Raw genomic sequence first — 20,573 nt, forward strand, 5'->3', positions numbered from 1 at the left:
GGGAGCGGGGCCGCCGCCGTGTGTCCGGACGCCCCGGCCCGTGCTGACAGCCGGGTGACAGCGGGCTGACAGCGCACCGCCCCGGCCGACAGGGAGCTGACAGCCGGGGCGGGCAGCCTGGGGGCATGACAGGAATCGCGACGGCCCGGAACGACCGGGCGACCACCTCCGCGAACGCCGTGGAGGTCCAGGGGATCGTCAAGCACTTCGGCGAGACCAAGGCCCTCGACGGGGTCGACCTCACCGTCCGGGAAGGAACCGTCCTCGGTGTGCTCGGCCCCAACGGCGCCGGCAAGACCACCCTGGTGCGCATCCTCTCCACGCTGATCAAGCCGGACGCCGGCACCGCGTACGTCGGCGGCTACGACGTGCTGCGCCAGCCCAAGCAGCTGCGCCGCGTCATCGGCCTCACCGGCCAGTACGCCTCCGTCGACGCGCTGCTCTCCGGGTACGAGAACCTCTACCTGATCGGCCGGCTGCTCGACCTCTCCCGCCGGGACGCCAAGGCGCGGGCCACCGAGCTGCTGGAGCGCTTCTCGCTCACCGAGGCCGCCAAGCGCACCGCCCAGACCTACTCCGGCGGCATGCGCCGCCGCCTCGACCTGGCCGCCAGCATGATCGGCCGCCCCCGGGTGCTCTACCTGGACGAGCCCACCACCGGCCTGGACCCGCGCACCCGCAACGAGGTCTGGGACGAGGTGCAGCGGATGGTCGCCGAGGGCAGCACCGTGCTGCTGACCACCCAGTACATGGAGGAGGCGGAGCAGCTCGCGAACGAGCTGACCGTCATCGACCGCGGCCGGGTGATCGCCAACGGCGGCGTCGCCGAGCTCAAGGCGAGGGTCGGCGGCCAGACCCTCCAGGTGCGCCCGGCGAACCCGGCCGAGCTGCCGGACATGGCCCGCTGCCTGCGCGACATCGGCATCGCCAACGCCACCGTGTCGGCCGACACCGGACTGCTCGCGGTGCCGATCACCGACGACGGGCAGCTGACGGCGGTGATCGGGGTGCTCGGCACCCGAGGCTTCGCGATCGCCGGCATCGACACCAAGGTGCCCAGCCTGGACGAGGTCTTCCTCGCCATCACCGGCAAGCCCGCGGCCGCCGCGGACACCGCCCCCGCCGCCAGCCTCGCCAAGGAGCCCGTCGCATGACCACCGCCACGCTCGTCCCCGCCCGCGCGGAGGACAGCCGGATCGGCCTGGCCGGCACGATGCGCCACGTCGGCGCGCTGACCAGGCGCAACCTGATGCGGATCAAGGCCGACCCGGAGTCGATGTTCGACGCCGTGCTGATGCCGATCATCTTCACCGTGCTGTTCGTCTACGTCTTCGGCGGCGCCATGTTCGCCGGGGACCAGGACGCCTACAAGCAGTACATGATCCCCGGCCTGCTCGGGCAGACCGGCATGACGCTGGCGCTGGCCGTCGGCACCGGGCTGAACAGCGACTTCCAGACCGGGGTGATGGACCGCTTCCGCACCCTGCCGATCGGCCGGGCCTCGGTGCTGCTGTCCAAGATCGTCGCCGAGGCGCTGCGCGCGCTGATCTCCTCCGCGATCCTGCTGACCTTCGCCTTCCTGCTCGGCTTCGAGCTGAAGACCGGCGTGCCGGAGCTGCTGGCCGCGGTCGGCCTGTCGATGGTGTTCGGCATGTCGATCGTCTGGATCTCGATGCTGCTGGGCATGTCCCTGAAGAGCGCCCAGGCCGTGCAGGGCGTCTCCATGCTGGTCCTGATGCCGCTCCAGTTCGGCAGCTCGATCTTCGCGCCGACCGACACCATGCCTGGCTGGCTCCAGTCCTTCACCAAGGTCAACCCGCTGTCCGCGCTGGCCGACGCCTCCCGGGCGCTGCTCAACGGCCAGGGGGCGGTGGCCCACCCCGTGATGATCGTGCTGATCTGGTCGGCGGCCGCCACCGCGATCTTCGCCCCGCTGGCGGTGGCCCGCTTCCGCAAGCGGGTCTGAGCGAGCCGGGGCGTGGAACCGGCCGGCGCCCGGGGACAGGGCGCCGGCCGGTGGACGGGCGGTCGGCCGGGTGACCAGGGGACGGGGACCCGGCCGGCCGCTCGACCGATCGGGTCCGGCCGATGAAGTCCGGTCGATGGAGTCCGGTCGAGCGGGGCCGACCGATGGGGGCTCAGCCGAGCAGCCCGTCCAGCAGCCGCTGGGTCTGCTCCTGGGTCATCCCGTCACCGGTGCGGTACGCCGCCCCGTACCCGGCCTCGCCCAGCAGTCCGCGCAGCACGGCGGCCGACCGCTCGCGCTCGGTGCGGTCCAGGTAGCCGCCCTTCGGACCGTTCAGCCCGCCGTGCGCGCCGAGCAGCACGGCCGCCGTACGGGCCCGCTCCAGGTCCCCGTCCCGTTCGGCGAAGGCACGCAGCACCCCGGCCGCGGCGGGCACCACCATGATCGTCATCTGCTCGGCGAACCCGGACGCGGCCGTCACCGAGAGCAGCGTCCGCCGCCCCTCACGGAGCAGGGCGAGCCCCCGGTCCGGATCGCCGGACCGGGCGACGATCCAGCCCCGGGAGGCGGTGAGCATCCCGGAGACGATGCTCGGCGCGACGTTTCCCACGACGCCCGGCGCGACGCTTCCCGGCCTGCCCCGCTCCAGCAGGTCCAGTTCGGCCAGGGCCTGCGGGTACTCCTCGCGCTGGGCGTGCAGGCCGGCCAGCGTCAGCCGCCCGAACAGCACCGCACCGGACTCGGCGTGGTCCGCGACCACCGGCCCGAGGCCCTCCACCGTCTCCCGGATGAGCCGCTCCCCGCGATCCGTGTCCAGCTCCATCAGGGCGCTGCCGAGGTTCACCCGCAGGATCGGCACCTCCTGCGACGCCCCCAGCCGCTCGACCAGTTCGATCGCCCGCCGGTACGCGGCGACCGCGGCCTCGGCCTCGCCCCGGATGGCCAGCGACTCGCCGCGGGCCGACAGCGCCTGGGAGACGCCCCACAGGTTGCCGGCCTGCTCGAACAGCTCCAGGGAGCGTTCGCCGTCCCGCATGCCCTGTTCCCCGCCGCCCGGCCAGTCGTTCATCATCTTGGCCCGGATCTGCAGGATGAAGGCCAGGTCGTTCGCGCTGCCGTGCTCCTCGCAGCCGCGGACCGCGTCCTCCATCAGGTCGATCATCAGCTCCATGCGGCCGGTCAGGAAGGCGCCGAAGACCCGCATGATCGCCGGGAAGCGGTAGGACTGCGGCAGCTCGGGGGTGTAGACGTCCATCAGCCGCTGGGCGGTCTCGACCGCCTTCGGATCGCCGAGGACCTCCAGGTTCCCCTCGAACATCCCGATCAGCCGGTACATCGTGAGCAGCCGGCGGGCCTCCTCGACGACGCCCTCGGGCATCGGGACGCCGTACTCCAGCACGTCGCGCTCCAGCGGCACCGCCGGCGGGGCGCCCGGCGCGAACGCGTCCCGGCCCAGGGCCGCGACCGCGCTGTACCAGCCACGGGCCTCCAGGCCGTAGCCGCGCAGCGACCAGTACCAGCTCATGCCGGTGGTCAGCACCAGGCCCTGCTGCTCGTCCCCGAGGTCGATCGCCCGGCGCAGCGCGGCCCGGATGTTGTCCTGCTCGCGGTCCAGCACCGCCAGCCAGTGCAGCTGCCGGGGCCCGTGGACGTCCCGGCCGGCGGTGCCGACCATGGCGCGGAAGTGCGCCAGGTGGCGGGACTCCGTGCCGGCGCGGTCGGCGGCGGACTCGGCGAGGCGCTCGGTCGTGTACTCGTGGATGGTCTCCAGCATCCGGTAGCGCGGCAGGCTGGCCCCGTCCAGGTCGGCGACCAGCAGGGACTTGTCGACGAGCGACAGCAGCAGGTCGGCGACCTCGCCGGAGGCCACGTCGGTGCCGTCGGCGCAGACCGCCTCGGCGTCCTCCAGCTGCCAGCCGCCCGCGAACACCGACAGCCGGCGCAGCACCGCCCGCTCCCGCTTGCCCAGCAGGTCCCAGCTCCAGTCGACCACCGCGCGCAGGGTCTGCTGGCGCGGCAGCAGGGTGCGGCTGCCCGCCGTGAGCAGCGCGAACCGGCCGTCCAGCCGGTCGGCTATCTGGCGCGCGGTCATCACCCGCAGCCGGGCGGCGGCCAGTTCGATGGCCAGCGGCAGCCCGTCCAGCCGGCGGCAGATCTCGGCGCAGGCCTCCGGGTCGCCCTGCGGGTCGAAGCCCGGACGGGCGGTGGCGGCACGCTCGGCGAACAGCCGCAGCGCGACGGGGTCGGGCAGCGGCTCGACCGGCAGCACCGTCTCGCCGGGCACGCCCAGCGGCTCGCGGCTGGTGGCGAGCACGGTGAGCCCGGGGCACTCGGCGAGCAGGACGTCGGCGAGGTCGGCGGCGGCCTGGATCAGGTGCTCGCAGTTGTCCAGGACGAGCAGCATCCGGCGGTGGCCGCAGTGCTCGACCAGCCGGCGCACCGGGTCCTCGGCGCGCTTCTCGATCACCTCGGCGACCATGCTGTTGGTGTGCAGCACGATCTCGCGCAGGCCGAGCGCCGAGACCACGGCGGCGGGCACCGCGCCCGGACTCTCCAGTGGGGCGAGCTCGGCCACCCAGACGCCGTCCGGCCAGTTCCCGGCGGACTGCTCGGCGCGGCCGGCCTCGGTCGACAGACTGGTCTTGCCGGAGCCGCCGGGGCCGATGAGCGTCACCAGTCGACGATCCGTCAGCATTCCACGCAGGGTGGCGAGTTCGCCCTCCCGGCCGACGAAGCTGGTCAGCCGGCCGCGCACGTTGCCGCCGGGGCGCGGGGGCAGCGGCGCGTCCGGGGCGGGGGCGGCGGGGGCGGGCTCCGGCTTCGGCGCCGCCGGGGCGGTCAGGACTGTCGGGGCAGACAGGGCTTCCGGGACCGTCGGGGCGGTCAGGACCGTCGAGGCCGTCGAGGCCGCCGGGGCTTCCGGGGCCGTCGGGGCGAGCAGCTCGGCGTACAGGGACCGGAGTCGGTGGCCCGGGTCGACGCCGAGCTCCTCGGCCAGCGCGCGCCTGGTCCGCTCGTAGTGGCGCAGCGCCTCGGCCGTCCGGCCGCTCTCGTGCAGCGCCCTGAGCATCAGCAGCTGCAACGACTCGTCCAGCGGCTGCCGTTCGCACAGTTCGGCGAGCTCGGCGACCAGCTCGGCGGCCCGGCCGAGGCCGAGGTCGGCGGTGATCCGGTGGCGGCGGGCCTCCTCGCGCTGGGCCTCCAGCCGGGTGGCCGGGCCGGTGCGGTCCGGCAGGTCGGCCAGGGCGGGGCCGCGCCACAGCGCCAGGGCGGCGAGCAGCTTCTCGGCGGCGAGCGGGTGGTCCCCGGTGTCCAGGGCGCGACGGCCCTCGACGGCCAGCCGCTGGAAGTCGGCGAGGTCGCCGGACGGGCCGGTCAGCCAGTACCCGGCCGGGCCGGAGCCAACCTCGCCCCGGCCGATGGTGCGGCGCAGCCGGCCGACCAGGGTCTGGAGCGCGGCGGAGGAGTCCTGCGGCGGCTCGGCCTCCCACACCTCGGCCACCAGCACGTCGGCCGGCACCGGCCGGCCCTGCCGCAGGGCCAGTGCGGCGAGCAGGGCCCGCAGCCGGGCGCCGCCGATGGGCACCGGGGTGCCGTCGTCGTGGTGGGCCGTCGTCGTCCCGAGGATGCCGTAGTACACCGGACCATTCTGGTCGATCTCCGGGGCAAGGGCCTCACCTTTGTGCCGGGCCCCGGTCGGGGCGCGGAACGCGACCGCGCGCCCGGACGTTCACCGGGAGCGGCTTGTCCGGTCACCGGCCCGCCCGGCATGATCGGACCCCTGCCCGCCTTCCTCGGACCCCTCGGAGCTCTCCCGCCATGACCTTCGCCGCCACGCCGCGCTCCCGCAGCGAGGACCGCCGGATCAGCCCGGTGTTCTGGGTGCTCCTCGCCGCCCTCGGCACCTCCGGGTGGGCGCTCTACTCCGGCTACGGCAACATGCGGTTCGGGATCTTCCTCTTCGTGGTGACGGGCTGGATGGTCTCCCTCTGCCTCCACGAGTACGCCCACGCGCGCACCGCGCTGCACGGCGGCGACATCAGCGTCGGCGCCAAGGGCTACCTGACCCTCAACCCGCTGAAGTACGCGAACGCGCTGCTCAGCTTCGTGCTGCCGATCGTGTTCATGCTGCTCGGCGGCATCGGCCTGCCCGGCGGCGCGGTCTGGATCGAGCGGCACCGCATCCAGGGGCGGCTCAAGCACAGCCTGGTCTCGGCGGCCGGGCCGCTGGTGAACCTGGTCGCCGCGGTGTTGATCCTGGTGCCCGTCAGCGCGGGCTGGCTGGACGACCCCGAGGTGCACACGACCTGGAACGGCTACGAGCTCATGGTCTCGCCGCTCGCCCTGGCGCTGGGCTTCCTCGGCATGCTGCAGCTGAGCGCGGCCCTGCTGAACCTGCTGCCGGTGCCGGGCCTGGACGGCTACGGGATCGTCGAGCCCTGGCTGTCGCACAAGACCCGGCGCGCGGTCGAGCCGTTCGCGCCGTACGGGATGCTCGCGGTGTTCGCCCTGCTCTGGCAGCCCCAGGTGAACGGGCTGTTCTTCGACGCCGTCTACGGCCTGATGGAGCTGCTCGGCGTCGACCGGGTCTACGCCCAGATCGGCCACGAGCTGTTCAGGTTCTGGACGGGCTGACCCCGGCCCCCGGTCGGGTCAGCCCTGCTGGGCCGGCGCGGCGGCCTCGGCGATCTTCGCCCGGCGGCGGTTCATCCACAGCACGTTGCTGGCCACACCGGCCATCGGCAGCCAGATCAGGCCCAGCCAGAAGCCCTGGGTCAGCGAGAAGACGGCGGCGGCCAGCGCGAGGACGACGACGATCAGGGCGAGCACGGACGTGCGGGGCATGGCGGCGGACTCCTAGGACCGGGTACGGACGGCCGGGTTGCGGCCGGGACCCATTGTCGCCGACCTCACCTCCGGAGCGGGCCCAGGGGTGAGGTCGACACGGCGGCCGGTGCTCAGACGTCGGTGATCCGCAGGCCCGCGTGGGCCTTGTAGCGGCGGTTGACCGAGATCAGGTTCGCCACCAGCGCCTCCACCTGGTGGGCGTTGCGCAGCCTGCCCGCGAAGACGCCGCGCATCCCGGGGATGCGGCCGGCCAGGCCGCGCACGACGTCGGTGGCCTCCCGGTCGTCGCCGAGCACCATGACGTCGGTGTCGATGGTCTCCACCGACTCGTCCTGGAGCAGCACCGCCGAGAGGTGGTGGAAGGCGGCGGTGACCCGGGAGTCCGGCAGCAGCGCGGCGGCCTGCTCGGCGGCGCTGCCCTCCTCCGGCTTCAGCGCGTAGGCGCCCTGCTTGTCGAAGCCGAGCGGGTTGACGCAGTCCACGACGATCTTGCCGGCGAGGTCCTCGCGCAGCGCCGTCAGGGTCGCGGCATGGCCGTCCCACGGGACGGCGATGATCACCACGTCGCTCTCCCGGGCGACGGTGGCGTTGTCCGAGCCGCGCACGCCGAGGCCCAGGTCGGCGGCCGAGGCCTCGGCCCGGGCGGCGTCGCGGGAGCCGATGATCACCTGCTGGCCGGCCTTGGCCAGCCGCAGGGCCAGTCCCCGCCCCTGGTCGCCGGTGCCGCCGAGGACACCGACCACCAACTGCGAGACGTCCGGCACCGCGTGGGCCGGGTTTGTCGCTGAATCGAGGGAAGTCATGGGCCGATCTTGCCAAATCCCCGGCCCCGCGGGACATCCTGGCCCGCATGGACGCGCTGAGAGTTGCGGCACTCCGGGACCGGCTGACCGGAACGGGCTGGCTGGAGGCGGTCGGCGGCTTCGCCGGGGTGTTGCGCCACTCGGTGGAGCGGCGCCGGGCGAGCGGGCTGCTGCTGGTCGGCACCGAGGCGTACGAGCCCTGGCACCTGGCCGCCCACCTGGACGACGAGGCCGCCTGGTCGGACGTCCCCCGGCTGGCACCCACCCTGCTGCGGCACCAACCGTCGGCCGACGCCCCGGCCCACCTGACGCACGGCCTGGCCCGGCTCACCGAGGCCGGGCGCGGCGCCACCGTGCTGGTGGTGGCGCCGGTGGCGGCCGGCGCCCCGCTGCTGGAGCGGCTCCACGACGCCCGGCGGCAGGGCGCGACGGTGCTCGCCCTGGAGGGGGGCGGGGCCGCCGGCGCCACCGGTGCCACGGGCGCCGGCGACTTCGCCGAACTGCGCGGCCTCGCGCACGAGCTGCTGGCCGTCGGCACCGCCGACGAGGAGCCCTTCGACCTCGCCCAGCACCTGGTCAGTGTCGCCGCCGGGCAGCGGACCGGCCGCCGCTCCGTCCGGGACCGGCTCGCCGGACTCGCCGGGCGGCTCTCGGCGCCCACGATCAGCCGCTGGTGAGCCGGGCCCCGCCGCCCGCCGACCCCCGCCGCCCGGTTCACCGACCGGTCGAAAACCCGTTGCAGAACCGGCAGCCGCCCGTCGAGGATGACCGTTCGTGAACGTCGACGAACCACCGCATCCCCCCACGCCCGGCCGTGCCCGGAGGCTGCTGGGTTCGCTGACGCCCGACCTCTCCCCCTGGCGCGCCTCGCGCGACTTCCGCTACCTGTGGACCTCCGGCTGCGTCACCAGCTTCGGCGGCTTCCTGACCCTCGTCGCCGTGCCGATGCAGATCAAGGAGCTCACCGGTTCCTCCTTCGCGGTCGGCCTGGTCGGCGCCGTCGAACTCGTGCCGCTGATCGTCTTCGGCCTGTGGGGCGGCGCCCTCGCCGACGCCCTGGACCGCCGCAAGCTGGTGCTGCGGGCGGAGGTCGCGCTCGGGCTGCTGGCCGGGTTGCTGCTGCTCAACGCCCTGCTGCCGAACCCGCTGCTCTGGCCGATCTACCTGGTCGCCGCGCTGGTCGCGGCCGCCGACGGCATCCAGCGCCCGGCGCTGGACTCGTTGCTCCCCCGGCTCGTCCCGCACCAGCACCTGACCGCCGCGTTCGCCCTCAAGTCGCTGTACCGCAACGCCGCTTCGGTGGCCGGTCCGGCGCTGGCCGGTGTCGTGGTGGCCTTCGCCGGGGTGCAGACCGCGTACGCGCTGGACGTCCTCTCCTTCGCCTTCTCGCTGCTGCTGCTCGTCCGGATCAAGGCGGTGCCGCCGCCGACCGGCGCCGAACGGCCTTCGGTCCGGGCGGTGTTGACGGGTGTCCGGTACGCGTGGAGCCGCAAGGACCTGCTCGGCACCTACGCGATCGACATGTGCGCCATGCTGTTCGCCTATCCGGTGGCCGTCTTCCCCTTCCTGGCCTCGGAGTTGGGGGCGGACTGGGCGCTCGGACCGATGTACGCGGCCTCGGCCCTGGGCGCCCTGCTGGTCGGCGCGACCAGCGGCTGGACCTCCCGCGTCCACCGGCACGGGCGGCTGCTGGTGGTCGCCGCCGTCGCCTGGGGCGCGTCGATGGCTCTCGCCGGACTGACCGCGCACATCTGGGTGGTGCTGCTCGGCCTGGCGCTGGCCGGCGGCGCCGACGAGATCAGCGGGCTCGCCCGCTCGACCATGTGGAACCAGTCCATCCCGGACGAGGTCCGCGGCCGGATGGCCGGAGTCGAACTGCTCAGCTACTCCGTCGGCCCCCAGCTCGGCCAGGTCCGGGCCGGCACCATGGCCGGACTGGTCGGCGTGCGCGCCGCGGTCTGGGTCGGCGGCGCCGCCTGCGTGGTCGCCGTCCTCGCCGTCGCCGCCGCCCTGCCGAGGCTCCTCGCCTACGACGACCGCACCGACCCGCACGCCGCCGCCGTCCGCGCCGAACACGAACGCGCCACCCGGGAGGCCGCCCCGGCGGCCTGAAGGCCGCACCTGACGCGACTACTCGGCGCCCTCGTCCTTCGGCCGGTCGCTCCAGCGCGGGTCCTCGCGCCACTCCCGGTTGCGCTCGTCCGCGATCCGCAGGGCCTGGGCGGCCTCCTCGGGGGTGGCGTACGGGCCCAGGCGGTCCTTCGCCGGGCACTCCGGGCCCTCCTCGACCTTGTTGTGCTTGATGCAGTAGAACCACTCACCGGGCTTGCCGGCCGGCTTGCGGTTGAATCCGAAGGGCATGACGCTCTCCCGTTCCGAAGGATGGGTCGGTACCGATCATTCCCCGCCCGGTACGGGGCCGCACACCGCCCGGGGGCGGCGGGGGCCGGAGACTAGACTCGCGGCATGGCTCTCGTACCCGGCACCCAGTCCCCCACCCGCAAGGTCCCGGCGCACATCGCGCGCCCCGAGTACGTCGGCAAGCCCGCGCCGACGCCGTACACCGGGCCCGAGGTGCAGACCGCCGAGACGATCGAGAAGATGCGGATCGCCGGCGGAATCGCCGCCCGGGCGATGGAGGAGGCGGCCAAACTGATCGCCCCCGGCGTCACCACCGACACCCTGGACGCCGTCGCCCACGCGTACATGTGCGACCACGGCGCCTACCCGTCCGACCTCGGCTACCGGGGCTTCCCCAAGTCCGTCTGCACCTCGATCAACGAGGTGATCTGCCACGGCATCCCGGACTCGACCGTGCTCCAGGACGGCGACATCGTCAACATCGACGCCACCGCGTACATCCACGGGGTGCACGGCGACCTCAACGCCACCTACCTGGTCGGCGACGTGGACGAGGAGTCGCGGCTGCTGGTCGAGCGCACCCGGGAATCCCTCAACCGGGCGATCAAGGCGGTCAAGCCGGGCCGTCAGATCAACGTCATCGGGCGGGTCATCGAGTCCTACGCCAAGCGCTTCGACTACGGCGTGGTGCGGGACTTCACCGGCCACGGCATCAACACGTCGTTCCACTCCGGCCTGATCGTCCCGCACTACGACAGCGAGCGGGCCACCGAGGTGATCAAGCCCGGCATGACCTTCACCATCGAGCCGATGCTCACCCTGGGCACCTACGACTACGAGATCTGGCCGGACGGCTGGACGGTCGTCACCAAGGACCGCAAGCGCACCGCCCAGTTCGAGCACACCCTGGTGGTCACGGCGGACGGCGCGGAGATCCTCACGCTGCCGTAACGGCGTGACGGCGTGACGGCGTAATGACGTATCGCCGTCACGCCACCGCCCCGCAACGGTGTCGCCCCGAGGTGGGCGCCGTCAGCCGATCAGCCACTGCTCCTCGGCGACGGCGCCCACCTCGGTACAGGCGTCGGTGAGCACGTCGAGGACGCGCAGCGGGTCCGGCAGCGGCTGCTCGGGCCCGCGCAGCCACCGCACCCGGGAGCCGTCCGGCAGCGCGGCCGGCGGCAGCAGGGTGTACGAGCCGCGGCAGTGCCAGCGCAGGCCGGGGTGCTCGGACATGGTGTCCGGGGTGGAGTCGAGCGCGCTCGGCCACCACTCGTCCTCGTCCTGCGGGGTGCCGCGGGTGGCGGTGAAGAACAGGTAGCGGTCCTCGCCGACGGCGGCGACCGGGCCCTCGACGCCCAGCGCCGTCAGCCGTTCCAGCGCCAGCCGTCCGGCCTCCGCCGGGACGTCCAGCACGTCGTGCACCCGGCCGGTGGCGGTGACGAAGTTGGCCTCCGGGTCGCGGGCGAGCCAGCGGGAGAGCTGCTCGGTGTCGGTGGTGGCCTGGGTCTGCCAGGCGAAGGAGACCGGATGCTGGGCCGGGGCCGGGCAGGCCACCCGGTCACAGGAACACCGGTAGCCGGCCGGATGGGCGGCGGGCGCGAGCGGGAATCCGGCGCGCACCGCGCCGAGCAGCTGATCGAGTCCGGCGGCCGGACCGTCCGCGCCCCCCGCCCGCTGACGATCACGCTTCTGCCACCAGGTCGTCCACCTGCTGCCGGCTTCCATCGGGCCCCTTCCGCGCAACTGCCGTGCCTGGTGCGACACAGCGTTCGACGTACCACTCGACGCAACGCACGGCGCCCCCGACTGCTTCCCGGGGTGCTCGGCCCTGACGTCCGCGCCCTGTCGGCCGCGGCCCGGGGTCACCGGACGGCCGACGCCCGGGTCACGGTACGCAGTCGCGGCAGCACGCTGTCCGCGCCAAATCGGCCGGAGGGCGCGCGGATTCGCGCCTCGCCCGGCCCGTACGGGCCCGCTGACCCGGGTGGACCCCGAGGGCGTAACAGGAAGGATAAGGGTGCGGAGGGCCTGCGGATGACCGGGGGCGGTGCCTCTCCGGTCACACTCGCGGCGGCGGCCCCGGAGCCCGGTCCCGGGTCACCCGCGGAGGTGAGACCCTGGGGGGATGAAGAGCGCGGACACCGCATTCGTCGGCGGCCCCCTGGACGGACGGGTCCTCCCCATCCCGCTGGGCCCGATGCTCGGCGTGCCCAAGAAGTACAAGGTCCCGGTCCCCGCGCACGACGGGGTGCCCGCGCGCACACTGGTGTACGTCCGGAGCAAGCAGGTTCGGGGCCTGAGCTGGTTCTGGCGCTACGAGTACGACGAGGCGGCCTCCGGCTGACGGCCGCCGCCTCCCGCGAGCGCTCCCCGGGAGGTCGGCATGGCGAGGACGGTACGGCACCGGCGGAGCCACTCCGGGGCGGCCGCCCACCACAACCGGCAGGTCGCCGGGGTGACGGCGGCCCTGCTCGCGGTGGTCTGCGTCTACACGGTGGCGATCGGCCCGGACGCCTGGCTCTGGTTCGGCTGGGCGGTGCTGCTGCTGGTCTGCGTGGCGCTGTTCGCGGTCAGCCCCTGAGCACCGCCCGGCTCCCGGATCGGCGGTCAGTCGTCCTCGGCGAGGATCAGGTACAGCTTCTTGCGGGCCTCGGTCAGCACCGCCAGGCCCTTGGTGCGCTGCGCCGGGGTGCCGGTGGCCATGACCTGGCGGATCGCCTGGTCGACGGCACCGAGGGCCTGTCCGACCTCCTGGACGGCCTCCCAGTCGACCTCCTGGCCGGCCTCCGCCCACGGCTCGGCCGGTCCGGCGTCGGCCTCGGCCCGGCCCGCCTCGGTGAGCGAGACCAGCCGCTTGCCGCCGACCTCCTCCGCGGTGATCAGGCCCTCCTCCTCCAGCAGCTGGAGGTTGGGGTAGATCGACCCCGGGCTGGGCCGCCAGGCCCCGCCGGTCCGCTCGGCGATCTCGGCGATCATCTCGTAGCCGTGCATCGGCCGCTCCTTGAGCAGCGCCAGCAGCGAGGCCCGGACGTCACCGCGCCGGGCCCGGCCGCCGCGCCGCCCGTGCGGGCCGCCGCGCCGAGCGCCGTGCCCGCCGAAGCCGTGCCCGTACGGGCCACCCATCGGCCGGCCGGGCCCTCCGCCGCCGAACGGCGGCCCGAACCCGCCGAACGCCTCCCGGCCCTCGAAGCCCGCCCCGGGCATCCCCCGGAACTCCGGACCCGGGCCAGGGCCACGGCGCCGGCCTTCGCCGCGCGGGCCCTCCCAGCGGAATCGCCTGTCCTGACGTTCTGAGCGCATCGCGCCCACCTCCTGGAATCCATGAGGTTCATGCGGTTCGACGAAACAGTCGAGTCACTGTCTCGATAGCTCGACGATATATCGGTGACTGTCGCTCGTCAACGATTCCGACACGCCCGCGAACCGGCGCGATTCCCCGTCCAGCCGCTACGGTGGCGGGCATGGCCGCAGAACGAGACCTTGCGACGCTGCTGCGCGGGATGAGCCCGCAGCTCAACCCGGGGCGGTACGTCTACTGCACGCTCCCCGCGCGGGTGCCCGCCGGCATGCGGCCGGTGGTGACCGTCGCCGAGCCCGAGGGGGTGACGGTGGTGGTCACCCAGGAGGAGGCGGACGCGCTCGGCCTGCGCTACGAGTACGTCGCGGCCTGGATCACCCTGCGGATCCACTCGGCCCTGGAGGCCGTCGGCCTCACCGCCGCCGTCTCCGGCCGGCTCGCCGAGGAGGGCATCAGCTGCAACGTGGTGGCCGGCTTCCACCACGACCACCTGTTCGTCGCCGCCGACGACGCCGAGCGCGCCGTCCGGGCCCTGGAGGAACTCGCCGCACGCTCCGGCTGACGACGCCGAGTGGCCGTCTCCCCGGACGCCTCCAAAACTGGAAGCGACCGCGCGGCCACCCGGGCCGCCGGCCCCACCGGAAGGAGACGGCCGCCATGGCCATCTGCGTCACCTGCGGCAACGACTACTGGCTGGCCTTCGAGGTCAAGACGGTCACCGGCGACACCTACACCTTCGACAGCTTCGAGTGCGCGATGGAGAAGCTCGCCCCGCGCTGCGAGCAGTGCGACGTCCGGATCGTCGGGCACGGCGTCGAGGTGGCCGGCATGTTCTTCTGCTGCGCCAACTGCGCCCGCGTCAACGGCGGCCTCGGCGACCAGATCCGCGACGCCGTCGGCGCCCGCCCCGCGTAGCGCGGGCCGCCCCGCCCGGCCGGGCGGGGAAGGAGAAGGGGGCGGAAGAGTCGGCCTGTACGCCGGGTTCTGTCACCCGGGTTGCTTGCGCGGCCCGGGGAGACGGCCATCCATCTAGGGCTGCCGTTGCCGACAGCCTCGTGCGGTCCACCCGCGAGCTCGGGCGAGCAGCCCTCGAACACTCGCGCACGGTGCCCGAGGGCACCGATCTTGACCTTGCTCCAGGTGGGGTTTACCTAGCCGGCCGGGTCACCCCGGTCGCTGGTGGTCTCTTACACCACCGTTTCACCCTTACCCACCACGCGAAGCGGTGGGCGGTCTGTTTTCTGTGGCACTGTCCCGCGGGTCACCCCGGGTGGGCGTTACCCACCACCCTGCTCTGTGGAGCCCGGACGTTCCTCGGCGGGTCTGGGACCCGTCGCGACCGCCCGGCCGGCTCTTCCGCCGTAGTGGTCATCGTAGCCGCTCGGGCGGCGCCTCCCGTACACCGGACCGGGCGGGCTGCACCTCGGAGCCGAGGCGGGCGGCCACCCGGGCGGCCGACGCGCTCGCCCGGGCGGTGGTGGTGGCCAGGCCCAGGACCAGGACCGCGCCGCCGAGACCGGCCAGGATCCACCAGCCCGCGTGGCTGGCCGGGGCGAACCCGGTCACGACCGGACCGGCCACGGCCGAGGTGACGACCGTACCGATCACCGCCACGCCCAGCGACTGGCCGACCTGACGGCTGGTCGAGGCCACCGCGGCCGCCACACCCGCCTGGGCCCGCGGCATGCCGGACACCGCGGCGTTGGTGATCGGCGCGTTCACCATGCCGAAGCCGAAACCGAACAGCGCGTACGCGACCAGCAGCAGCGCCGCCGGGGAGTCGGCGGCGAGCCGGGTGAGCAGCAGCCCGCTGGCGGCGAGGCCGAGCCCGGCCGCCACCAGCGGCACCCGCGGGCCCCGGCTGCCGACGATCCGTCCGGACAGCGGCGCGCAGACCAGCATCATCCCGGCCATCGGCAGCGTCCACAGACCGGCCTCGACCGGGCCGTAGTGCCGGACGTCCTGGAGGTAGAGGGTGCTGAGGAAGAGGAAGCCGCCGAGCGCGGCGAAGGCGCAGACCGCGGTGACGGCGGCGCCGGTGAACGGGGCGCCGGCGAAGAACCGCGGGTCCACCAGCGGCTCGGCCACCCGCCGCTCCCAGAGCGGGAAGACGATCAGCGCGGCCACCGCGGTCGCGGCCAGGGCGAGGATCAGCGGGGAGGTCCAGCCGTTGCCCGGGCCCTCGATGATCGCGGCGGTGCCGCAGCCGAGCAGCACGATCATCAGCAGCTGCCCCACCGGGTCCAGCCGGCGCGGGCGGGGCGCGCGGGACTCCGGGACGTAGCGGGCGGTCAGCGCGATGGCGGCGAGCGCCACCGGGACGTTGATCAGGAAGATCGACGGCCAGCCGGCGCCGTCCACCAGGAAGCCGCCGAGCAGCGGGCCGAGCGCCATCGAGATGCCGACCACGCCGCCCCAGACGCCGATCGCCCGGGCCCGCTCCTTCGGGTCGGTGAAGGTGTTGGTGATGATCGACATCGCCACCGGGTTGAGCATCGAGCCGCCCACCGCCTGGAGCGCCCGGAACGCCACCAGCCACCCCAGGCTCGGCGCCTGGCTGCACAGCAGCGAGCCGAGCGCGAAGCAGACCAGGCCGGTCTGGAACACCCGGCGGCGGCCGAAGCGGTCGGCCACCGAGCCGAACAGCATCAGCAGCGAGGCCAGGACCAGGGTGTAGGCGTCGATGATCCACTGGAGTCCGGACGCCGGGGCGTCCAGGTCCCGCTGGATCACCGGCAGGGCGATGTTCACCACGGTGTTGTCGAGGCCGACGATGAACAGGCTCAGGCAGCAGATCGCGAGGACGAGCAGCCGGCGGCGCGGTCCGGGGGCGGACGACTGGGGATCGGGCACGGACCGATCCTCCCACCGCGGACCGGGCCGGGGCGGACGGACGGCCCGTCCGGGTGGCGGGCCGGTCGGCGGCCGACGGGCGCGGTCGGGGCGGTCGGGGGGCGGTCGGGGGGCGGTCGGGGGCGGTGTAAGGGCTCGTACGGTGGGGGGAGGAAGCGGGCGTGCACGAAGGGGGTTCGGGCGATGGGTGGTGCCGTGCGGGTGGCCGGGGGCGTGGTGGCGGGGGCGCTGGCGGCGACCGGGGTGCTGCACGCGGTGTGGGCGGTGACGCCGTGGCCGCTGCGGACGCCGGAGGAGTTCGCGGATGCCGTGGTGGGGGCGGGCGAGGGGGTGCCCCCGGCGAGGGCCTGCCTCGTGGTGGCGGGGGCGCTGGGGGCCGGGGCGTACCTGGTGGGGGCGGAGGCCGGGGTGCTGCCGGCGGTGGGGCCGGGGCGTCTGCGGCGGGCCGGGGTACGGACGGTGGCGGGGGTGCTGCTGGCGCGCGGGATGGCCGGGCCGGTGGTGTACGGGCGGGTGAGCGGGCGTTCGGAGCGCTTCCGGCGGCTGAACGTCCGGTACTACTCGCCGCTGTGCGTGGCGCTGGGGGCCGGGGCGGCGGCGGTCACGCGGGCGGGGTCGGGGCGGCGGCCGCAGTAGGGTGGCGGGGTTCGTCCGCCACAAACCGTCGAGGGAGTCCGCTGTGCTGGTGCTGTTGCCGCCGTCCGAGGGCAAGGCCGGGTCCGGGGACGGCGCGCCGGTGGCACTGGACGGACTGTCGCTGCCCGGGCTGACGGCGGCGCGCGGTGCGGTGCTGGACGCGCTGGTGGGCCTGTGCCGGGGCGACGAGGACACCGCCGCCGAGGTGCTCGGCCTCTCCCCCGGCCTGCGCGGCGAGATCGCCAAGAACGCCGGGCTGCCGACGGCCGGTGCCCGCCCGGCGGGCGAGGTGTACACCGGGGTGCTGTTCGACAACCTCGCTCTGGCCACCCTGGACGCCCCCGCGTACGACCGGGCCGAGCGTTCGCTGCTGGTCTTCTCCGGCCTCTGGGGCGCCGTACGGATCTCCGACCGGATTCCGTCCTACCGCTGCTCGATGGGCGTGAAGCTCCCCGGGCCGGGGGCGCTCGGGGCGTACTGGCGGAGCGCGATGGCCGCCGTGCTCCCGGAGGCCGCGGACGGGCTGGTGCTGGACCTGCGCAGCTCCGCCTACGCGGCGGCCTGGAAGCCGGCCGGCGAGGTGGCCTCGCGGACCGCGACCGTCCGGGTGCTCCAGGAGCGTGACGGCAGGCGCAGCGTGGTCAGCCACTTCAACAAGGCGACCAAGGGGCGGATCGTCCGGGACCTGCTGGTGGCCGGGGCCGAGCCGAAGACCCCCGGCGAGCTGATGGACGCGCTGCTGGAACTGGGCCACCGCGTCGAGCTCGCGGCGGAGGGCACCGCCCGCAAGCCGTGGCAGCTGGACGTGGTGGTCACCGAGGTGCACTGAAGCCGGGGTGTACCGGGGTCGGGGTGCACCGGGGCCGGTGCACCCCCGCGGGGATCAGCGCAGGTGCGAGGTGTCGTTGAGCAGCCGCACCGAGGCGTTGCCGTCCGCGTAGTACTGGACGGCGCAGATCGAGGCGGCGGACAGCTCCATCCGGTACATCGAGTCCGGCGGGGCGCCGAGCGCCAGCCGGACCAGGGTCTTGATCGGGCTGACGTGCGAGACCACCAGCACGGTCTTCCCCGCGTACCGGGCGAGGATCCTGTCCCGGGCGACGCCGGCCCGGTGGGTCAGCGTGGTGAAGCTCTCGCCGCTTCCGGTCGGCTTGGCCTTGGCGGAGCCGAGCCAGGCGGTCAGGTCCTCCGGGTGGCGCTCCCGCACCTCGGCGAAGGTCAGGCCCTCCCAGTCGCCGAAGTCGACCTCGCGCAGCCCGTCCTCGTACCGGACCTCCAGGCCGAGCCGGGCGGCGACGGTCTCGGCGGTCTGCCGGGTGCGGCGCATCGGGGAGGCGACGACCGCCTGGACGCTGCCGCGCGCGGCGAGGGCCTCCGCGGCCCGTTCGGCCTGCCAGCGGCCCTTGTCGGAGAGCTCCGGGTCGCTGCCGCCGCTGCCGGAGAAACGCTTCTCCGGGGTGAGCGGGGTCTCGCCGTGGCGCAGCAGGACGAAGGTGGTGGGGGTGCCGAGGTCCGCGGGCGCGGCCCAGCCGGCCTTGGGGGCGGCGGTCTCCAGCGGCGGTTCGTCGGCGACGGCGGCGGGGGGAGCGGCCTTGCGGGGCTCCCACTGGCGCCCGGCCTTGCCCGCGTCCATCGCCTCGTTGGCCAGCCGGTCGGCGTCCTTGTTCCGCTCGCGCGGGATCCAGGTGTACGCGACCCGCCCGCGCGGGAAGACGGTGCGCGCCTCGGCGGCGAGCGGCTGCATGTCGGGGTGCTTGATCTTCCAGCGCCCGGACATCTGCTCGACGACCAGCTTGGAGTCCATCCGGACGTCCACGGAGGCGTCCGGGTCCAGCTCGCGGGCGGCCTTCAGCCCGGCGATCAGGCCCTTGTACTCGGCCACGTTGTTGGTGGCGTGGCCGATGAACTCGGCGGCCTCGGCGATGATCTGCCCGGTGTCCCCGTCGCGGACCACCGCGCCGTAGCCGGCCGGCCCCGGGTTGCCCCGGGACCCGCCGTCGGCTTCGACGATGAAGCGCGCCGCCACCGGCTCAGGCGCCCGAGTCGGCGGTGCGGACCAGGATCCGCGAGCAGTTCTCGCAGCGGACCACCTTGTCGGCCGGCTCGGCCTTGATGGCGTTCAGCTCGGTGATCGAGAACTCGGTGCGGCAGCCCTCGCAGCGGCGCTGGTAGAGGCGGGCCGCGCCGACGCCGCCCTGGGTCTCGCGCAGCTTGGTGTAGACCTTCAGCAGGTCGGCCGGGATGACGGTGGCGACGGTCTCGCGGTCGCGCTTGACCTTGTCGGCCTCGGTGTCGATCTCGGCGAAGGAGGCGTCGCGGCGGCCCTCGGCCTCCTTGAGCACGACGGTGGAGTGCTCCAGGCGGGCGGACAGCTCCTCGACCCGGCTGACGGCGCTCTCCTGGCGCTCCATGATCTCCAGGACGACCTCCTCCAGGTCGGCCTGACGCTTGGCGAGCGAGCCGATCTCGTGCTGGAGGTTCTCCAGGTCCTTCGGCGAGGTGATCGCGCCGGAGTCCAGGCGCTGCTGGTTGCGGTCGGCACGGGTGCGGACCTGCTCGACGTCCTGCTCGGCCTTGGTCAGCTCGCGGGCGGTGTCGCCCTTCTGGGCCTCGGCGGCGACGACGAGGTCCTTGAGCGCGGTGTGGTCGGCGTTGGCCTTGTCGATCTCGGCGTGCTCGGGCAGGCTCCGGCGCCGGTGGGCCAGCTGGTCGAGCTTCGAGTCGATGGCCTGGAGGTCGAGCAGGCGGATCTGGTCGGCGGGCGCGGCGTTCAAGCGGAGAGCTCCTGTGAATCGGGTCAGGCGGTGAAGGACATGGGGGCGTGCGCGGTCCACGGGTCGGTGACCCGGTGGGAGACCTTGGTCTCCACGGCCCAGCCGCGCCCGTCGGCGGCGGCCAGCAGGGCCCGCTCGGCCAGGGCGAGCCAGGGCCACTCGGTGGCCCAGTGGGCGGCGTCGAGCAGCGCGACGGGCGCCGCCTCGGTGGCCTCGGAGGCCGGGTGGTGGCGCAGGTCGGCCGTCAGGTAGGCGTCCACGCCGGCCGCCCGGACGTCGGCGAGGAAACCGTCGCCCGAGCCGCCGCACACCGCGACCCGGCCGACCAGCCGGTCCGGATCGCCGGAGACGCGGACCCCGGCGGCGGTGGCGGGCAGGCCCTTCGCCACCTGGGCGGCGAAGGCGGCCAGGGTCAGCGGGGGCTCCAGCAGGCCGATCCGGCCGCTGCCGCGGCGGCCCAGCGGGTCGCTCGGGTCCGCCACCAGCGGGCCGGTGACCCGCAGGCCGACCGCCTCGGCGAGCGCGTCCGAGACGCCCGGGTCGGCGTGGTCGGCGTTGGTGTGGGCGACGTGCAGGGCGATGCCGTTGGTGATCAGCGTGTGCACCACCCGGCCCTTGAAGCCGGTGGCGGCGACGCTGGTGGTGCCGCGCAGGTAGAGGGGGTGGTGGGTGACCACGAGGTCGGCGCCCCACTCCACGGCCTCGTCGACGACCGCCTGGACGGGGTCGACGGCGAACAGCACGCGGCTGACCTCGGCCTGAGGGTCCCCGCAGACCAGGCCGACGGCGTCCCAGGACTCCGCCCACTGCGGCGGGTAGACCTCTTCGAGCGCGGTGATGACGTCGGACAGTTTCGGCACCTGTCGAGACTACCGTGCGCACGGGGGCGTCCGGGCCTCGGCCGTTCCACCGGCGGCCGGGTGATCGCGGCCGCCGCCGTTCGGACGCGGGTGTCGTGGGCGTACGGGTGCGCGTCAATCCACGGTGGGAGGCGCTCGGCCGGATCCGCGCGCTCCGCATGTACTCGCGCG

22 protein-coding genes and 1 other RNA gene are annotated in these 20,573 nt (G+C 74.3%); 12 read left to right on the forward strand and 11 right to left on the reverse strand.

All coding sequences use genetic code 11. The annotated features are described in order from the left end of the window. Nucleotides 1-125: 125 nt before the first annotated feature. Both ACFRAR_RS13035 and ACFRAR_RS13040 read left to right on the forward strand, forming a co-directional pair. Nucleotides 126-1,154, forward strand: coding sequence for an ATP-binding cassette domain-containing protein (locus ACFRAR_RS13035; protein WP_380697787.1), 1,029 nt, complete (start codon nt 126-128; stop codon nt 1,152-1,154). Beyond that, nucleotides 1,151-1,966: an ABC transporter permease gene (locus ACFRAR_RS13040; protein WP_380697789.1), complete on the forward strand. Its 816-nt coding sequence runs from the start codon at nt 1,151-1,153 to the stop codon at nt 1,964-1,966. The genes ACFRAR_RS13035 and ACFRAR_RS13040 overlap by 4 nt, the downstream gene beginning before the upstream one ends. Before the next feature lie 172 nt (nt 1,967-2,138). Here ACFRAR_RS13040 and ACFRAR_RS13045 read toward each other — a convergent pair whose 3' ends face one another. Further along, nucleotides 2,139-5,606, reverse strand: a complete 3,468-nt coding sequence (locus ACFRAR_RS13045) for a BTAD domain-containing putative transcriptional regulator (RefSeq protein ID WP_380697791.1) — start codon at nt 5,604-5,606, stop codon at nt 2,139-2,141. A 179-nt stretch (nt 5,607-5,785) separates the two neighbouring features. Here ACFRAR_RS13045 and ACFRAR_RS13050 point away from each other — a divergent pair, with 179 nt between their 5' ends. Then, nucleotides 5,786-6,601, forward strand: coding sequence for a site-2 protease family protein (locus ACFRAR_RS13050; RefSeq protein ID WP_380697793.1), 816 nt, complete (start codon nt 5,786-5,788; stop codon nt 6,599-6,601). Nucleotides 6,602-6,619: 18 nt separating this feature from the next. Here the strand turns inward: ACFRAR_RS13050 and ACFRAR_RS13055 are convergent, their stop codons facing one another. Together ACFRAR_RS13055 and npdG are read right to left on the reverse strand one after the other, a co-directional pair. Further along, nucleotides 6,620-6,811 carry a hypothetical protein gene (locus tag ACFRAR_RS13055; protein ID WP_380697795.1) on the reverse strand — a complete coding sequence of 64 codons (192 nt, stop codon included), beginning with the start codon at nt 6,809-6,811 and terminating at the stop codon, nt 6,620-6,622. Between the two features lie 113 nt (nt 6,812-6,924). Continuing rightward, nucleotides 6,925-7,617 carry an NADPH-dependent F420 reductase gene (gene npdG / locus ACFRAR_RS13060; protein WP_380697797.1) on the reverse strand — a complete coding sequence of 231 codons (693 nt, stop codon included), beginning with the start codon at nt 7,615-7,617 and terminating at the stop codon, nt 6,925-6,927. Between the two features lie 47 nt (nt 7,618-7,664). Here npdG and ACFRAR_RS13065 point away from each other — a divergent pair, with 47 nt between their 5' ends. Both ACFRAR_RS13065 and ACFRAR_RS13070 read left to right on the forward strand, forming a co-directional pair. Beyond that, a complete protein-coding gene (locus ACFRAR_RS13065; protein WP_380697799.1) occupies nt 7,665-8,294 on the forward strand; it encodes a hypothetical protein in 630 nt (209 codons plus the stop codon). Nucleotides 8,295-8,391: 97 nt separating this feature from the next. After that, on the forward strand, nt 8,392-9,729 hold the full coding sequence (locus ACFRAR_RS13070; RefSeq protein WP_380697801.1) for an MFS transporter: 1,338 nt from the start codon (nt 8,392-8,394) through the stop codon (nt 9,727-9,729). A gap of 18 nt (nt 9,730-9,747) precedes the next feature. Here ACFRAR_RS13070 and ACFRAR_RS13075 read toward each other — a convergent pair whose 3' ends face one another. After that, the gene (locus ACFRAR_RS13075) at nt 9,748-9,978 is read right to left on the reverse strand and encodes a hypothetical protein (RefSeq protein WP_380697803.1); all 231 of its coding nucleotides are present in this window, start codon (nt 9,976-9,978) and stop codon (nt 9,748-9,750) included. 105 nt (nt 9,979-10,083) lie between these two features. On the opposite strand from ACFRAR_RS13075, the gene map reads away from it, so the two are divergent. Then, nucleotides 10,084-10,929 carry a type I methionyl aminopeptidase gene (map, locus tag ACFRAR_RS13080; RefSeq protein WP_380697805.1) on the forward strand — a complete coding sequence of 282 codons (846 nt, stop codon included), beginning with the start codon at nt 10,084-10,086 and terminating at the stop codon, nt 10,927-10,929. Between the two features lie 81 nt (nt 10,930-11,010). Here map and ACFRAR_RS13085 read toward each other — a convergent pair whose 3' ends face one another. Further along, the gene (locus ACFRAR_RS13085; protein ID WP_380697807.1) at nt 11,011-11,706 is read right to left on the reverse strand and encodes a bifunctional DNA primase/polymerase; all 696 of its coding nucleotides are present in this window, start codon (nt 11,704-11,706) and stop codon (nt 11,011-11,013) included. 400 nt (nt 11,707-12,106) lie between these two features. Here ACFRAR_RS13085 and ACFRAR_RS13090 point away from each other — a divergent pair, with 400 nt between their 5' ends. Together ACFRAR_RS13090 and ACFRAR_RS13095 are read left to right on the forward strand one after the other, a co-directional pair. Continuing rightward, nucleotides 12,107-12,325 carry a hypothetical protein gene (locus ACFRAR_RS13090; RefSeq protein ID WP_380697809.1) on the forward strand — a complete coding sequence of 73 codons (219 nt, stop codon included), beginning with the start codon at nt 12,107-12,109 and terminating at the stop codon, nt 12,323-12,325. 39 nt (nt 12,326-12,364) lie between these two features. Further along, on the forward strand, nt 12,365-12,562 hold the full coding sequence (locus tag ACFRAR_RS13095) for a hypothetical protein (RefSeq protein WP_380697811.1): 198 nt from the start codon (nt 12,365-12,367) through the stop codon (nt 12,560-12,562). Nucleotides 12,563-12,588: 26 nt separating this feature from the next. Here the strand turns inward: ACFRAR_RS13095 and ACFRAR_RS13100 are convergent, their stop codons facing one another. Next, a complete protein-coding gene (locus ACFRAR_RS13100; protein WP_380697813.1) occupies nt 12,589-13,281 on the reverse strand; it encodes a PadR family transcriptional regulator in 693 nt (230 codons plus the stop codon). A gap of 161 nt (nt 13,282-13,442) precedes the next feature. Here ACFRAR_RS13100 and ACFRAR_RS13105 point away from each other — a divergent pair, with 161 nt between their 5' ends. Together ACFRAR_RS13105 and ACFRAR_RS13110 are read left to right on the forward strand one after the other, a co-directional pair. After that, nucleotides 13,443-13,841 (forward strand): ACT domain-containing protein, encoded by a 399-nt coding sequence (locus ACFRAR_RS13105; protein ID WP_380697815.1) that lies wholly within the window; start codon nt 13,443-13,445, stop codon nt 13,839-13,841. A gap of 95 nt (nt 13,842-13,936) precedes the next feature. Next, a complete protein-coding gene (locus ACFRAR_RS13110; protein WP_380697817.1) occupies nt 13,937-14,194 on the forward strand; it encodes a Prokaryotic metallothionein in 258 nt (85 codons plus the stop codon). A gap of 42 nt (nt 14,195-14,236) precedes the next feature. Here the strand turns inward: ACFRAR_RS13110 and rnpB are convergent. Together rnpB and ACFRAR_RS13120 are read right to left on the reverse strand one after the other, a co-directional pair. After that, nucleotides 14,237-14,634: RNase P RNA component class A (gene rnpB, locus ACFRAR_RS13115), an RNA gene on the reverse strand. Nucleotides 14,635-14,647: 13 nt separating this feature from the next. Beyond that, nucleotides 14,648-16,132 carry an MFS transporter gene (locus ACFRAR_RS13120; RefSeq protein ID WP_380697819.1) on the reverse strand — a complete coding sequence of 495 codons (1,485 nt, stop codon included), beginning with the start codon at nt 16,130-16,132 and terminating at the stop codon, nt 14,648-14,650. 183 nt (nt 16,133-16,315) lie between these two features. On the opposite strand from ACFRAR_RS13120, the gene ACFRAR_RS13125 reads away from it, so the two are divergent. Beyond that, entirely contained in the window at nt 16,316-16,768 is a 453-nt protein-coding gene (locus ACFRAR_RS13125; RefSeq protein WP_380697821.1) for a DUF3995 domain-containing protein, read from the forward strand. A 43-nt stretch (nt 16,769-16,811) separates the two neighbouring features. Beyond that, nucleotides 16,812-17,597: a peroxide stress protein YaaA gene (yaaA, locus tag ACFRAR_RS13130; RefSeq protein WP_380697823.1), complete on the forward strand. Its 786-nt coding sequence runs from the start codon at nt 16,812-16,814 to the stop codon at nt 17,595-17,597. Between the two features lie 54 nt (nt 17,598-17,651). On the opposite strand, the gene ACFRAR_RS13135 is transcribed toward yaaA, so the two are convergent. The 3 genes from ACFRAR_RS13135 to ACFRAR_RS13145 are packed head-to-tail and all read right to left on the reverse strand — an operon-like array spanning nt 17,652 to nt 20,402. After that, nucleotides 17,652-18,794, reverse strand: coding sequence for a bifunctional RNase H/acid phosphatase (locus ACFRAR_RS13135; protein WP_380697825.1), 1,143 nt, complete (start codon nt 18,792-18,794; stop codon nt 17,652-17,654). 4 nt (nt 18,795-18,798) lie between these two features. Next, a complete protein-coding gene (locus ACFRAR_RS13140; protein ID WP_380697827.1) occupies nt 18,799-19,542 on the reverse strand; it encodes a zinc ribbon domain-containing protein in 744 nt (247 codons plus the stop codon). Nucleotides 19,543-19,565: 23 nt separating this feature from the next. Continuing rightward, nucleotides 19,566-20,402, reverse strand: coding sequence for a Nif3-like dinuclear metal center hexameric protein (locus ACFRAR_RS13145; protein WP_380697829.1), 837 nt, complete (start codon nt 20,400-20,402; stop codon nt 19,566-19,568). Between the last annotated feature and the right edge of the window lie 171 nt (nt 20,403-20,573).

The sequence above is a fragment of the Kitasatospora sp. NPDC056651 genome (genome assembly GCF_042792155.1).
Lineage (GTDB): Bacteria > Actinomycetota > Actinomycetes > Streptomycetales > Streptomycetaceae > Kitasatospora.